This is a genomic window from Tenacibaculum soleae (assembly GCF_030549005.1).
Taxonomy (GTDB): Bacteria; Bacteroidota; Bacteroidia; order Flavobacteriales; family Flavobacteriaceae; genus Polaribacter; species Polaribacter soleae.
The window spans coordinates 131,280-144,383 of record NZ_JAUOSW010000003.1 but is presented as its reverse complement, the minus strand read 5'-3'; the positions used below and the strand labels follow the sequence as shown (position 1 = coordinate 144,383).

Annotated in this window: 16 protein-coding genes; 9 read left to right on the top strand and 7 right to left on the bottom strand. The window is 30.2% G+C overall.

The features are described from left to right. Positions 1-7 precede the first annotated feature (7 nt). Genes Q4586_RS05210 through Q4586_RS05180 form a run of 7 tightly spaced genes read right to left on the bottom strand, consistent with a single transcriptional unit; the run spans position 8 to position 3,883 of the window. Positions 8-475 (bottom strand): CAP domain-containing protein, encoded by a 468-nt coding sequence (locus Q4586_RS05210; RefSeq protein ID WP_068705918.1) that lies wholly within the window; start codon positions 473-475, stop codon positions 8-10. A 33-nt stretch (positions 476-508) separates the two neighbouring features. Continuing rightward, positions 509-1,171 (bottom strand): pyridoxamine 5'-phosphate oxidase family protein, encoded by a 663-nt coding sequence (locus tag Q4586_RS05205; protein ID WP_068705920.1) that lies wholly within the window; start codon positions 1,169-1,171, stop codon positions 509-511. Positions 1,172-1,173: 2 nt separating this feature from the next. Beyond that, positions 1,174-1,689, bottom strand: a complete 516-nt coding sequence (locus Q4586_RS05200; protein WP_068705923.1) for a GNAT family N-acetyltransferase — start codon at positions 1,687-1,689, stop codon at positions 1,174-1,176. Positions 1,690-1,692: 3 nt separating this feature from the next. Continuing rightward, a complete protein-coding gene (locus tag Q4586_RS05195; RefSeq protein WP_303526987.1) occupies positions 1,693-1,983 on the bottom strand; it encodes a DUF1272 domain-containing protein in 291 nt (96 codons plus the stop codon). Next, positions 1,983-2,501 carry a DinB family protein gene (locus Q4586_RS05190; protein ID WP_303526985.1) on the bottom strand — a complete coding sequence of 173 codons (519 nt, stop codon included), beginning with the start codon at positions 2,499-2,501 and terminating at the stop codon, positions 1,983-1,985. The genes Q4586_RS05195 and Q4586_RS05190 overlap by 1 nt, the downstream gene beginning before the upstream one ends. Positions 2,502-2,513: 12 nt before the next feature. Then, positions 2,514-3,389, bottom strand: coding sequence for a peptide chain release factor N(5)-glutamine methyltransferase (gene prmC / locus Q4586_RS05185; RefSeq protein ID WP_303526983.1), 876 nt, complete (start codon positions 3,387-3,389; stop codon positions 2,514-2,516). 2 nt (positions 3,390-3,391) lie between these two features. After that, positions 3,392-3,883, bottom strand: a complete 492-nt coding sequence (locus Q4586_RS05180; protein WP_303526980.1) for a GNAT family N-acetyltransferase — start codon at positions 3,881-3,883, stop codon at positions 3,392-3,394. 50 nt (positions 3,884-3,933) lie between these two features. Between Q4586_RS05180 and Q4586_RS05175 the strand changes: the two genes are divergently transcribed. The 9 genes from Q4586_RS05175 to rpsA all read left to right on the top strand — a co-directional run bounded on the left by Q4586_RS05175 (position 3,934) and on the right by rpsA (position 12,995). Beyond that, the gene (locus Q4586_RS05175) at positions 3,934-4,395 is read left to right on the top strand and encodes an LEA type 2 family protein (protein WP_068705932.1); all 462 of its coding nucleotides are present in this window, start codon (positions 3,934-3,936) and stop codon (positions 4,393-4,395) included. A 4-nt stretch (positions 4,396-4,399) separates the two neighbouring features. After that, the gene (gene ribD / locus Q4586_RS05170; protein ID WP_303526975.1) at positions 4,400-5,455 is read left to right on the top strand and encodes a bifunctional diaminohydroxyphosphoribosylaminopyrimidine deaminase/5-amino-6-(5-phosphoribosylamino)uracil reductase RibD; all 1,056 of its coding nucleotides are present in this window, start codon (positions 4,400-4,402) and stop codon (positions 5,453-5,455) included. Then, positions 5,448-6,059, top strand: coding sequence for an HAD-IA family hydrolase (locus Q4586_RS05165; RefSeq protein ID WP_068705934.1), 612 nt, complete (start codon positions 5,448-5,450; stop codon positions 6,057-6,059). The genes ribD and Q4586_RS05165 overlap by 8 nt, the downstream gene beginning before the upstream one ends. Before the next feature lies 1 nt (position 6,060). Beyond that, positions 6,061-6,921 (top strand): EamA family transporter, encoded by an 861-nt coding sequence (locus tag Q4586_RS05160; RefSeq protein ID WP_303526970.1) that lies wholly within the window; start codon positions 6,061-6,063, stop codon positions 6,919-6,921. Beyond that, the gene (locus tag Q4586_RS05155) at positions 6,921-7,535 is read left to right on the top strand and encodes an IMPACT family protein (protein WP_303526969.1); all 615 of its coding nucleotides are present in this window, start codon (positions 6,921-6,923) and stop codon (positions 7,533-7,535) included. Before Q4586_RS05160 ends, Q4586_RS05155 begins: the two co-directional genes overlap by 1 nt. Before the next feature lies 1 nt (position 7,536). Further along, positions 7,537-8,403: a YkgJ family cysteine cluster protein gene (locus Q4586_RS05150; RefSeq protein WP_303526967.1), complete on the top strand. Its 867-nt coding sequence runs from the start codon at positions 7,537-7,539 to the stop codon at positions 8,401-8,403. A gap of 108 nt (positions 8,404-8,511) precedes the next feature. Beyond that, positions 8,512-10,083 (top strand): GMC oxidoreductase, encoded by a 1,572-nt coding sequence (locus Q4586_RS05145; protein WP_303526965.1) that lies wholly within the window; start codon positions 8,512-8,514, stop codon positions 10,081-10,083. Positions 10,084-10,089: 6 nt separating this feature from the next. Beyond that, entirely contained in the window at positions 10,090-11,025 is a 936-nt protein-coding gene (locus tag Q4586_RS05140) for an alpha/beta fold hydrolase (RefSeq protein ID WP_303526962.1), read from the top strand. Between the two features lie 197 nt (positions 11,026-11,222). Next, positions 11,223-12,995, top strand: a complete 1,773-nt coding sequence (rpsA, locus tag Q4586_RS05135) for a 30S ribosomal protein S1 (RefSeq protein WP_068705942.1) — start codon at positions 11,223-11,225, stop codon at positions 12,993-12,995. Positions 12,996-13,104 lie beyond the last annotated feature (109 nt).

Below are 13,104 nucleotides of genomic sequence, written 5' to 3'. Positions count from 1 at the left end.
AAACTTGTTATTTTGAATAAAATAATTGCGTAAAATAATAATTTCCAGAAGCATTTTTTAAAACCCCAATACCTGTATGTGTATAATCGCCTTCAATATTTGCTCTATGGCCAGCGCTATTTAGCCAACCGGTAACAACTTCTTGAGCTGAGTTTTGTTTAGAAGCTACATTTTCAGCAAAACTCATGGCGTTTACAAGCGCTCTAACTTGTGCAAAACGAGCATCAAAATTATCATGACTTATTTTACCTTTATTAATCATGTATTTTGTGTGTTCTAAAGCCATTTCTGAAATTTGATTATTAAAAGTAAGCGCACTTTTACCAATTGTGGCTCTATGTTCGTTTACTAATTGATGAACTTCTTGAGTAATCGATTTATTTTCTAAATCTTCTATTTCGTCTGTTGAATTATCTCCACATGAAAGAAATGAAAATGCAATTAATAAAATTAAAAAGTGTTTTTTTGAAAACATTTTAGGGGATTTTAAGGTTAATTTTAAACAAAATTACTCTTTATTTTGTTCATAATAAGCTAACACATGTTTAGGGATTTCAATTTCTTTTTTTAATTTATCGTCAGAAATTGGGTGTTCGGCAACTTGTTTTATAGGTACCACGCCAGCCCAAACGGGTAAATCATAATCTTCTGGTTCATCAATAACACCTTCGTCTCTTATTTTTGCTGATGCTGATGTAATTGCAAACTCAACCACTAAAGTTCTGTCTAATTCTTTTTGATGCATTGGTCTAATTGTTTCCCATTGATTTGGAACCATTTGATTTACAATTAACTTTAAAATTTCAGTTTTATCTAAGTCATTTTCTACTTTTTTTAAATTACCAAAAAGTGTAGCAGAGCGGTAATTTACTGAATGATGTAATCCTGAACGTGCTAAAACTAATCCGTCTAAATGCATTACAGTTATTGATGTTTCTTCGCTTTTTAAAATGGCTAATAACATTCTATTAGCTGTAGAACCATGAATATAAATTTTATTATCACGACGAGCATAAGCCATAGGGATAGAAATGGGGTTGCCTTCATAAATATAACCCACATAACATAAAAAACCAGCATCTAAAATAGTATTGATTTTAGCTACATCATACGTAGCTCTATTTTGTCCGCGTTTAACTCTATTTAATTTTGATTGTTCGTATGTTGCCATTTTTAAATATTTTTTGATAAAACAAAATTGTCGTATTCTTTTCCGTTTACTAGAAAATTTAAGTCGCCAATGCTTTTAAAATTATTTCGCTTGTAAAAATTAATTCCTCTTTCATTTTTAATGTATACAGATAACCACATGCTGGTGGCATTTTGTTGTTTTGCTTTTTCAGTGATGAAATCTAAAACAGGCTGCCCTAGTTTTAACGATAAAAAATGATCTAAAATATAAATGCGCTCTAATCTACAACTTGTTATTTCGTTTTTGTTTTCAAATGGTGTATTCAAAACAATTTTAGAGTATCCTACTGGTAAATCGTTTACATATACAACATGAAATAAATTGTTTTTATCATTTAAATCAGTTGTTAACTTTTGTATTGAAAAAGCATTGTTACAGTAAGCTAATAAATCGTTTTTATCTTCAATAAAATGACCGTGAGATTCTGTGTAGGTAGTTCTACCTAAAAGAGCAATTATTTTAGCATCTGAAAAAGTCGCTTTTTTTATATCAATCATAAATCACCTGTTTTTTGGCGCTATATTTTTAAATTTAGTTGAATTTACAGCAGCTTTATTTAAATCTTTTGGATCAAAAACTCTTTGTGTAGAAGCAGGGTGTTTAGCAACCATTTTTGAAGGTCTTATTGGGCGTTGCACAAAATTACCACTGCAACTAGGACATACATTTTTAAAAAGCTCTAAGGCGCATGTTTTGCAATAGGTACACTCAAATGAACAAATCATTGCCTCGGTTGATGTATTTGGCAAATCTTTATTACAGTGTTCACAATTTGGTCTAATTTGTAACACTATAAATAACGCTCTTTAATAATGTTAATATGCCAAACACTGTGGCCTAATAATATAAAAGCACAAGCACGCGCAGAAACTGTAGAATCGCTTGCTGTACCTAGGTTTTTTAAATTTTCGTTAGTAATACTGTTAATTAAATTGATAGAATACATACGACCAATTGTAAATTCTTCAATTAAATCATTGATAGATTTATCGTTTGCTGCTGATGGATCTACATAAATATCTTGATCAAAACCAGCTAAAGCAGTCGTGTCTTTACGTGCTATTCGTAAAAAACGATACATAAAAATACGTTCAGTATCAATAATATGTTGCAAAACCTCTTTTACAGTCCATTTTTTTGGTTGATAACGGAATTCTAATTTATCTTCTGGAAGTGACGAAAAGAAATCAATCACTATGTTTTTGTCTTCTTGAAAACCATAATTTAGTTCAGTTTCGGCCGGAACTAAATTCAAATAATTTAAATAGTATTCATCAAATTCGTTTGGTTGTAATTCTTTTTTTTTCATGATGGTTTGTTTTTATAAGCTGGCTTTTATCATTCGATCATTACCGACAAAATCTTTTTTAAGTTCGATGTTTTTAAATCCTTTTTTATTTAATATTTCGACGGTTTCTTTTCCTAAATATTGATTAATTTCAAAAAACAACAATCCGTTTTTGGTAAGGTGCTTTACTGCTAAATTGGCAATTTTATCGTAAAAAATTAACGGATTATTATCTTCAACAAACAGGGCTAGGTGTGGTTCGTTTTCTAAAACATTATTTTTAATTTCTGCTTTTTCTAAATTACGAACATAAGGTGGATTTGATACAATAATATCTATTTTTTTGCTGTCTAAAACTTGATTTAAATCATCAGTATTTAAAATATCTTGTTCAATAAAATTTATTTCAACCGTATTTAATTTAGCATTTTTTCTTGCTACTTTTAAAGCTTCTAATGAAACGTCGATAGCTGAAACAATTGTGTTCGGTAAATTGTGCTTAATTGAAATGGGAATACAACCTGTTCCGGTTCCAATATCAAGTATTGAAAAATTAGTTATATTTTTACCATGTATTTCTGAAACTTCGGTAATGATCCATTCAACTAATTCTTCTGTTTCAGGTCTCGGAATTAAGGTGTTTTTATTTACTAAAAAAGGCAAACCATAAAACTCGGTATTACCTGTTATATATTGAATAGGTTCCTCTTTTAATAAACGTTCAGTTATGTTTTGTAACTGATTTAAAACATCCGAAGGAATTAAAAAATCAGCTTTTAAAACACTATCTATTCGTTTAAAACCTAATATTTCTTCAATCAATATAAAAAAGAAAGAATCTATTTCTGATTGTGGATAAACAGAAGAGAGTTGCTTTGTGAAAACGCTTTTAAAATCTTTTAAAATCATGTTTATAAATTTTTAAGCATCCAAACATTACATGAATAATGACCAGTGTTTCCCATAGGTTTTTCTAAATTAATAAATCCATTTTTAGCGTACAATGCTCTCGCAGCATCCATATACGGCATGGTTTCTAAATAGCATTGTTTAAAACCTTGTTCTTTAGCTTTAGACAAACAAAAACTAATTAATTTACTACCCAAACCTTTGCCACGAGCAATTGGCAAAAAATACATTTTTTGTAACTCACAAATAAGGTTTTCAAAACCAGGTAAATCAGCAAAACCAACTCCGCCAACTATTTTTTGCTGATACTCAACAACAAAGTAAGCTGTTTTATTTTTTTGATAAGTTTCAAACATTTCATCAGTTGCTTTATCTTCATAAGCAGTACCTACTTTTGGGGCATCAAATTCAGTTAAAACATTACGAATAACTTTTGCTATTTGCTGATTATCGTTGGGTTTTATTTCTCTAATAATAAAATCGGAAGGAGTCATATGAATACCTTATTTTTGCAACGCAAATTACCTAAATTTTAAGAAATCAAATGAAGAAGTGGCTGTTTTTTATAATAATATTGTTTGTTTTAAGCTGTTCGGTTAAAAAGAAACCTGTTTTTATAAAGGTTGATAGCATCAAAATTGCTTCAGTAGCTTTAGATACTATTAGATTAAAAGCAATTGCAATTTTTAAGAATGAGAATAATATTGGTGGTAAAATAGCTACCGATGAAATAAAGGTAATTGTAAATGGCAACCAATTAGCTCAAGTATCTTCAGAAGAGTTTAAAGTACCTGCAAATAAAGAGTTTTCAATTCCTTTAAAAGTGGTAATTCCTGCTAAAAAAGTGTTTGATAATAATAAAAATGGAGTTTTGGGAGGTTTACTTAATTCACTTATTAGTAAAAAAATAAAAGTACAATTAAAAGGTGATTTAAAATATAAGGTATTTGGTTTTTCTCATGTTTATTCGATTGATAAAACTGAAGATGTTAACATAAAATTTTAATTTCTTGGAGCACGAAAAATACATAAAGCGTTGTTTGCAATTAGCTAAAAATGGTATCGGTAGTACACGCCCAAACCCTTCTGTTGGGGCAGTAATTGTACTTAATAATAAGATTATTGCTGAAGGTTTTACATCTCCTTACGGAGAAAGTCATGCCGAGGTAAACGCTATAAATGCGGTTAAAAATAAAAATTTTTTAACAGAAGCTACAATTTATGTAACCTTAGAGCCTTGTTCTCATTATGGAAAAACACCACCTTGTGCTGATTTAATTGTAAAACATCAATTTAAAAAAGTAGTAATTGGTTGTGTGGATACCAATAGTTTGGTTGCTGGAAAAGGTATTGAACGTTTAAAAAATGCAGGCATAAATGTAGTTGTTGGTATTTTAGAAAATGAGTGTAAAAAACATCACAAAAGATTTTTTACAGTTCAAAATAAAAAACGACCATATATTATTTTAAAATGGGCGCAATCGCAAGATGGTTTTATAGCTCCAAAAACAAAAAATGAGCAAAAACCAGTTTGGATATCTAATCAATATTCGCAACAATTAGTGCACAAATATCGAAGTGAAGAACATGCAATTTTGGTGGGTACTAATACAGTAGTTGCTGATAACCCGTCGTTAACAGTACGTAATTGGTCTGGAAAAAACCCAGTTAGAATAGTGTTAGATAAAAATTTACGAATACCTAAAGAAGCTACTGTTTTAAACGGAAAAGTAAAAACAATTGTTATTCTTAATTCTAAAACCAACCAAGAAGAGTATCAGTTCGAACACAGTAAAGAACTTGTTTTTGAACCTATTAATTTTGCATCCCGCGTAGCGGAACAAATTTGTATTGTGTTACAAAAACACAACATTCAATCGGTAATAATTGAAGGTGGTACGCAAACTTTGCAAACTTTTATAAATGCTAATTTATGGGATGAAGCAAAGGTGTTTACAGGTAAGTCGTTATTTAAAAATGGAGTAGAAGCTCCTGATTTTAATGGGAAATTAAATAAACAAATATACATCGGCAATGATGTTTTAAAGACATATATAAATGATTAAAAATATCATTTTTGATTTTGGTGATATCTTCATCAATTTAGATAAACAAGCAACTTACAAAGAGTTAGCAAAATTAGGAGTTACAAGTATTTCTGAAGACATGATTAATACCTATCATCAGTATGAAATGGGATTAATTTCTACAGATGATTTTGTTGGTTTTTATAAACAAAAATTTCCGCAATTAAGTAGCGAAAATTTAATAAATGCATGGAATGCTATCTTGTTAGATTTTCCGTTACAAAGATTGTCGTTTTTAAAAGAATTAGCTGGATCAAAAAAGTATCGTTTATTTTTGTTAAGTAACACAAATGATTTACATATTTCATGGATAAAAAACGATTGGGGAACTGAACTGTATAATGAATTTAAAAATTGTTTTGAGCAATTTTATTTATCACATGAAATAAATTTTAGAAAACCCAACGCAAATATTTATGAATTTGTTTTAAGTGAAAACAACTTAAAAGCCTCAGAAACTATTTTTGTTGATGATTTAAAAGAAAATACAGATGCGGCTACCGAATTAGGTATAAAAGTTTGGAATTTAGTTCCAGGAAAAGATGAAGTGACTAATTTATTAAATAAGCTCGAGTTTAATTAATATGATACACTTAATTTTAAGTATTCTTTTTTCAACTTCTCTATTTGTAATATTTAAATACTTTAAAGTTTTTAAAATAAACACATTACAAGCTATTGTTGTTAATTATTTTGTTGCTTTTATATTGGGAGCGTTTTTATCTAATTCATTTGGTAAATTAGCAACTATTGGAAATCAACCATGGATTTATGGAACTTTTTTATTAGGTTTTTTATTTGTTACTATTTTTTTTGTGATGGCAAAAACATCGCAAGAAAACGGAGTATCAGTTGCTTCTATTGCTGGTAAAATGTCAGTGGTTGTGCCTATTTTTTTTGGTGTTGTTTTGTATAATGAAAGTATAACAACTCTTAAGGTTTTAGGAACTATAATTGCACTTACAGCTGTTTATTTGTCTTCAGTTAAAGAAAAAAAAGAAACAGGTCAAGCAAATTTACTTTTCCCAATCTTGTTATTTATTGGTTCAGGGGTTATTGATACTACTTTAAAGTATGTTGAAATTAATTATGTTGCGTTAGATCAGGTAGAGTTTTTCTCATCAAGTTTATTCGGATTTGCAGCATTTTTCGGAACTATTATTTTACTTATAAATCAAAAAATAACTAAAGAAAAGTTTGAATTTAAAAACCTTCTTGCTGGTGTAGTATTAGGAGTTCCTAATTATTATTCAATTGTTTTTTTAATAAAAGCATTACAAAACAAGGATTTTGAAAGTTCTACTTTATTTACCATTAATAATGTTGGTATTGTAATTGTTTCTACTTTAATTGGCTTATTATTATTTAAAGAAAATTTTAGTGTAAAAAACAAAATCGGTGTTGGGTTGGCTATTTTAGGAATCATTTTAATAACTATTGCCTAATGAGTGAAATTAAAGACACCTACAAAACGATTGATGTAGCATCTGAAGAAACGCTTTTTAAAGACAGAAATAGTAAGTTTTTTGGGTATGCATTTCCTGTATTTACTGAAGATGACATAAAAGAAGCTTTAGAAGGTTTGAGGAAAAAACACCATTCGGCACGTCATTTTTGCTATGCTTGGCAATTAGGGACAGAAACAACTCGCTTTAGAGCAAATGATGATGGAGAGCCAAGTAACTCGGCAGGAATGCCTATTTACGGACAGTTACAAGCTTTTGATGTAACTAATATTTTAGTAGTTTCTGTACGTTATTTTGGCGGAACTAAGCTGGGTGTTGGCGGATTGATAAATGCGTATAGAACATCAGCTCAGTTAGCTTTAGAGATTTCAAAAATTAAAGAAAAAACAATTGATATTCAATACTTATTAAAGTTCGGATATGATATGATGAATAAAGTACAGCGTATTGTTAAAGAACGAAACCTAAACATCATCGCTCAAAAATTAGAAATGGATTGTGAATATACTATTTCAGTTCGTAAAAAAGAAGCACAAACGATTTTTGATATTTTTGATACCCTTTTTAAAGTTGAAATAAAAAAAGTTGAGTAAAATGCAAACAACCAAACTTACCTCAAAAAGTATATTACCACTCACATGCTCTAGATCGGGTACCTGTTGTTTTGGTAAAGATGTAATGTTAAATCCGTGGGAGCTATTTCGTTTTAGCAATGAAAAGAAAGTTACTGTTAAAGAATTTCGTGATTTATATACCGAATATGGTGGAATTCAATTATTATTTGATGGAAAGCAAGATAAAAAAGGACAAAAATCGTGTAGTCAATATATAGAAAATTCGGGTTGCAGCGTACATCTTGGTCGTCCGTTAGCTTGTCGCTTGTATCCATTAGGTCGTCAAATACAATTTGATAAAGCACATTATATTTATGAAGGAAAGCAATTTCCTTGTTTAAATGATTGTGCAGAAGTTTTAGAGTTACCTAAACTTAGCGTAGAGGATTACCTTAAAGGACAGAAAGCAAATAAATTTGAAAAAGCTTTAGACGAATATTTAATTGTAATGCAAAATATTGCTGATATTGGTTTCGAGTTGCTTTTAGATACTGGTTTAGCAGCATCAGGCGATACTAAAACATTGGCTTTATGGAGAGCTTCTGGTTGTGAAACACATGAGTTATCTGCAAAAAGAATAGGGCAAGAGTGGGTAGATTGTTTAATGATACCCAAAATAACTATTGATACTGAAAACCCTGTTAGTTTTGCTAAAAAACACAATAAATTATTATTGTTAAAAGCACAAGAACAATTTGGAGGTATTCAAACCTTTAAAGAAATACAAGAAGCATCTAGTTTGTTAATTGCTGTTGCATTGCATTTATCTAGAGGCTTAGGCGCTGATACCAAAGGAATTTCTGAACATTGGATTGAAATTGCAAAATCTCACGGAGCTCAAGAATAGTTTTTAATCATCAATCAAAGAAAAAACCAGTTTGATTGTTAACACAAAATCTCATAACTTGCTATCTTAACGAAATCTACAGTGAAAAGTAGGTTTAAACTGTGGTTTGTGAGTTTAAATAAAAAATATGACTATATTATTATAGGAAGCGGTTTTGGAGGTTCAGTGAGTGCTTTACGTTTATCTGAAAAAGGTTATAAAGTTTTAGTAATTGAAAAAGGAAAATGGTATAAAGCTAACGATTTTCCTAAAAACAATTGGAACTTAAAAAAATGGCTTTGGATGCCTAAGTTGCGATTTTTCGGCATTATGAAATTGACTATTTTTAGACATATTGCCATAGTTTCTGGTACAGGAGTTGGTGGTGGGTCATTAGTATATGCCAATACTTTGCCGGTACCAAAATCTACATTCTTTAAAACTGGTAGCTGGAGAAATCTTTTAGATTGGGAAGAAGAACTTTTTCCATATTATGAAAAAGCATTAAAAATATTAGGAGCAACCAAAAACCCTAAATTATATGATGGCGATATCGGGCTTAAAAAAGTAGCCAATCAACTTAATATTTCCGACAAGTTTGATGCACCAAATGTCGCCGTTTATTTTGGAGAAGAAAATGTAACTAAAAAAGATCCATATTTTAAAGGTAAAGGGACTGAAAGGACAGGTTGTAACTTTTGTGGTGCTTGTATGACAGGTTGTAGGAACAACTCTAAAAACACCTTAGATAAAAATTATTTATACTTAGCACAACAAAACGGAGCAAAAATACTTGCCGAAAATGAAGTATATGATGTGCAACCTATTAATACTATTGATGGTAGCAGTGGTTATGAAGTATTTATAAAAACAAGTACAACGCTTTTTAAAAAACGTCAAAAAATTAAAACAAAAGCAGTAGTTTTTTCTGGTGGCGTTTTAGGAACAATCAAGCTATTATTAAAACTAAAAAAAGATTCATTACCTAATATTTCAGATAGATTAGGATTGGATATTAGAACCAATAACGAAACTTTGGTAAGTGTATCTACTTTAGATAAAGATAAAAATTTCTCAAAAGGTGTAGCTATCGGAAGTATTTTAGATACGGATAAAAATAGTCATTTAGAGATTGTACGATACGGAAAAGGCTCAAACGCATGGAAATTGTTGCATTTGCCTTATGTAACCAATAAAAATGTGTTTGTTCGTTTACTAATGGTATTTGTTTCGCTATTAAAATCTCCTGTAAAATATTTTAAAGTTTATTTTACTAATAATTGGGCAGAGAAAACCGTGGTATTATTATTTATGCAAACTTTAGACAGTACGTTAAAATTTAAACGTAATATCTTCGGATTTATGACTTCAACCGTTAATTTAGGTAAAAAACCAACTCCTTTTATTAAAGAATCTAAAAAATTAGTAAAAGAATATAGCAAAGCTGTAAACGGAGTAAGCACCTCGTTTGCGTTGGAAACACTCGCTGGTATTCCGTCAACAGCACATGTTTTGGGTGGGGCTGTTATGGGAAATAATGCATCAGAAGGAGTTATTGATAAAAACAATAAAATCTTCGGGTATGATAATTTATATGTTATTGATGGATCGATGATTTCGGCAAACCCAGGAGTAAACCCGTCTTTATCAATTACCGCTATTGCAGAAAGAGCAATGAATCAAATTTCTTCAAAAAAATAATTAAACATGAAAAAGGTAATAAAAATACTTTTAACAATTGTTTTGCTAATTTTTGGAATGATTATTATTTTCTTTGGATATCAAGATATTTCTGTTGAAAAATTAAAGGTTAAATATGCAAACCAAGCATCTTCATTTGTTACTATTGATGGAATGGAAGTACATTATCGTGATGAAGGAATAAAATCAGATAATATTCCTATTGTGTTAATTCACGGAACAGGCGCAAGCCTACACACTTTTGATGCTTGGACGGATGAATTAAAAAAAGTAAAAAGAGTAATTAGAATGGATTTACCAGCTTATGGGTTAACTGGTCCATTTCCTAACAGAAATTATTCGATGGATAATTATGTAAAATTTATAAAAAACTTTTTAGCTAAACTAGGAGTAAAGAAATGTGTTATAGCAGGTAACTCTTTAGGTGGCCAAATAGCATGGAACTTTACTGCAACACACGCCACGATAGTGCAAAAATTAATTTTAATTGATGCTGCTGGTTATCCCACGAAATCTAAAAGTATTCCGATAGCTTTTAAAGTAGCGCAAACACCTATTTTAAATAAATTGCTGTTATATGTAACACCTCGTTTTTTAGTAAAAGCAAGTGTAGAAAATGTATATTTTGATAAAACTAAAGTAACAGAAAAAATTGTAAATCGATATTTTGACCTAACATTAAGAAAAGGAAATAGAAAAGCCTTTGTAGATCGACTTAATATGAAAAAAACAATAACATCTTTTGATAAAATAAAATCAATACAACAACCGACTTTAATATTATGGGGATCAGAAGACTTATTGATTCCGGTAGAAAACGCCTATAAATTTCAAAAAGATTTACCCAATAATAAACTTGTTATATTAAATAAAGTAGGGCATACACCTATGGAAGAAAGTCCGAGACAAAGTTTAAAATCAGTTCAAGAATTTTTAGAATAGTTTTTTTGATAAAATTCTCAACCCCTTAAATTTAAAACCTTTATAGGTTATTTAAATAAAACTTCGTAAATTTGCACGCCTTTTTACAAGAACAGGTTTATAAAAGGTTAAAAACAAATTTATATAAGTTTAATTTCTCTTTGCATTAGTATTGTTAATAATCTGGCTAATAAAAAGATACAAAAATTATTTCAGACATGTCTGAAGAAACAAAAAACACTGCTCCAGAAGCAGTAAACCCAGCAGAATTTTTAGCAACATTTAATTGGCATAAATACGAAGAAGGTATTGATGAAGTTGATGAGTCTAAATTACAAGAATTTGAAAAAGCCCTAGAAGGTACAGTAGGTTTCGTAAACGAACGTGATGTAATCGAAGGTACAGTAACAAGAATTACTGATAGAGATGCGATTATCGACATCAACTCTAAATCAGAAGGAGTTATTTCTTTAAACGAATTCCGTTACAATCCAAATTTATCTGTAGGAGATTCAGTAGAAGTATTAGTTGATAAAAGAGAAGATTCTTCTGGTCAATTAGTATTATCACACAAAAAAGCACGTGTAATTAAAGCTTGGGATAGAGTTAACAATGCACATGAAACAGGTGAAATCGTTAACGGTTTTGTTAAGTGTAGAACTCGTGGAGGTATGATCGTTGATGTATTTGGTATTGAAGCATTCTTACCAGGTTCTCAAATTGATGTGAAGCCAATCCGTGATTACGATCAGTATGTAGAAAAAACTATGGAATTCAAAGTTGTAAAAATCAACCACGAATTTAAAAACGTAGTAGTATCTCATAAAGCGTTAATCGAAGCAGATTTAGAAGATCAGAAAAAAGAAATCATCGGTCAATTAGAAAAAGGACAAGTATTAGAAGGTGTTGTTAAAAACATTACTTCTTATGGTGTCTTTGTTGATTTAGGTGGTGTTGATGGATTAGTACATATTACTGATTTATCTTGGTCTCGTATCAACCACCCGAACGAGGTTGTTGAATTAGATCAAAAATTAAACGTTGTAATTTTAGACTTTGACGATAACAAATCTAGAATCCAATTAGGATTAAAACAATTATCAGCTCATCCTTGGGAAGCTTTAAATACTGACTTAAAAGTTGGAGATAAAGTAAAAGGTAAAGTTGTTGTTTTAGCTGATTACGGTGCATTCGTAGAGGTTGAAGAAGGAGTTGAAGGATTAATTCACGTTTCTGAAATGTCTTGGTCTACACACTTACGTTCTGCACAAGATTTCGTAAAAGTTGGTGACGAGGTAGAAGCTCAAATCTTGACATTAGATCGTGAAGATCGTAAAATGTCTTTAGGTATGAAGCAATTACACCCAGATCCATGGACAGATATTACTGCAAAATACCCTGTAGGTTCTACTCATACTGGTACTGTACGTAACTACACTAACTTTGGTGTATTCGTAGAATTAGAAGAAGGAATTGACGGATTAGTGTATATCTCTGATTTATCTTGGACTAAGAAAATTAAGCACCCATCAGATTTTGTAACTGTTGGTGATAAATTAGATGTTCAAGTATTAGAATTAGATGTTGAAAACCGTAAGTTAAACTTAGGTCATAAGCAAACTCAAGATAATCCTTGGGATGCGCATGAAGCTACGTATGCAATCGGATCTACACATGAAGGTTCTATTAAAGAGAAAAATGACAAAGGTGCTACTGTAGTATTTGCAGATGGTATTGAAGCATTTGCTCCAACACGTTTCTTAGAAAAAGAAGACGGATCTAAATTAGAAAAAGGTGATGCTGTAAAGTTCATCGTTACTGAATTTAGTAAAGAATACCGTAGAATTGTTGTTTCTCATACTTCTCTTTTCAAAGAAGAAGAAAAGAAAAACATCAAAGCTGCAGCTAAAAAAGCTGCTGATGCTCCAAAATCTACATTAGGAGATATCGGTGGATTAGCTGAATTAAAAAAGAAAATGGAAGGGAAATAAATCTCTGATATTATAAATTTTAAAACCGTTACGTTAGTAGCGGTTTTTTTTATGCTTAATAAGTCAATTAATTAAACCAAATGAAGAATATTAAGAACTAAAATTTATG

Bases quoted from the DNA above. Each gene is read 5' to 3' on its own strand.
- rpsA (WP_068705942.1), top strand. From the start codon at position 11,223: ATGTCTGAAGAAACAAAAAACACTGCTCCAGAAGCAGTAAACCCAGCA.
- Q4586_RS05160 (WP_303526970.1), top strand. From the start codon at position 6,061: ATGATACACTTAATTTTAAGTATTCTTTTTTCAACTTCTCTATTTGTA.
- Q4586_RS05200 (WP_068705923.1), bottom strand. From the start codon at position 1,689: ATGATTGATATAAAAAAAGCGACTTTTTCAGATGCTAAAATAATTGCT.
- Q4586_RS05190 (WP_303526985.1), bottom strand. From the start codon at position 2,501: ATGAAAAAAAAAGAATTACAACCAAACGAATTTGATGAATACTATTTA.
- Q4586_RS05205 (WP_068705920.1), bottom strand. From the start codon at position 1,171: ATGGCAACATACGAACAATCAAAATTAAATAGAGTTAAACGCGGACAA.
- Q4586_RS05150 (WP_303526967.1), top strand. From the start codon at position 7,537: ATGCAAACAACCAAACTTACCTCAAAAAGTATATTACCACTCACATGC.
- Q4586_RS05165 (WP_068705934.1), top strand. From the start codon at position 5,448: ATGATTAAAAATATCATTTTTGATTTTGGTGATATCTTCATCAATTTA.
- Q4586_RS05155 (WP_303526969.1), top strand. From the start codon at position 6,921: ATGAGTGAAATTAAAGACACCTACAAAACGATTGATGTAGCATCTGAA.
- Q4586_RS05140 (WP_303526962.1), top strand. From the start codon at position 10,090: ATGAAAAAGGTAATAAAAATACTTTTAACAATTGTTTTGCTAATTTTT.
- Q4586_RS05210 (WP_068705918.1), bottom strand. From the start codon at position 475: ATGTTTTCAAAAAAACACTTTTTAATTTTATTAATTGCATTTTCATTT.
- prmC (WP_303526983.1), bottom strand. From the start codon at position 3,389: ATGATTTTAAAAGATTTTAAAAGCGTTTTCACAAAGCAACTCTCTTCT.
- Q4586_RS05180 (WP_303526980.1), bottom strand. From the start codon at position 3,883: ATGACTCCTTCCGATTTTATTATTAGAGAAATAAAACCCAACGATAAT.
- Q4586_RS05175 (WP_068705932.1), top strand. From the start codon at position 3,934: ATGAAGAAGTGGCTGTTTTTTATAATAATATTGTTTGTTTTAAGCTGT.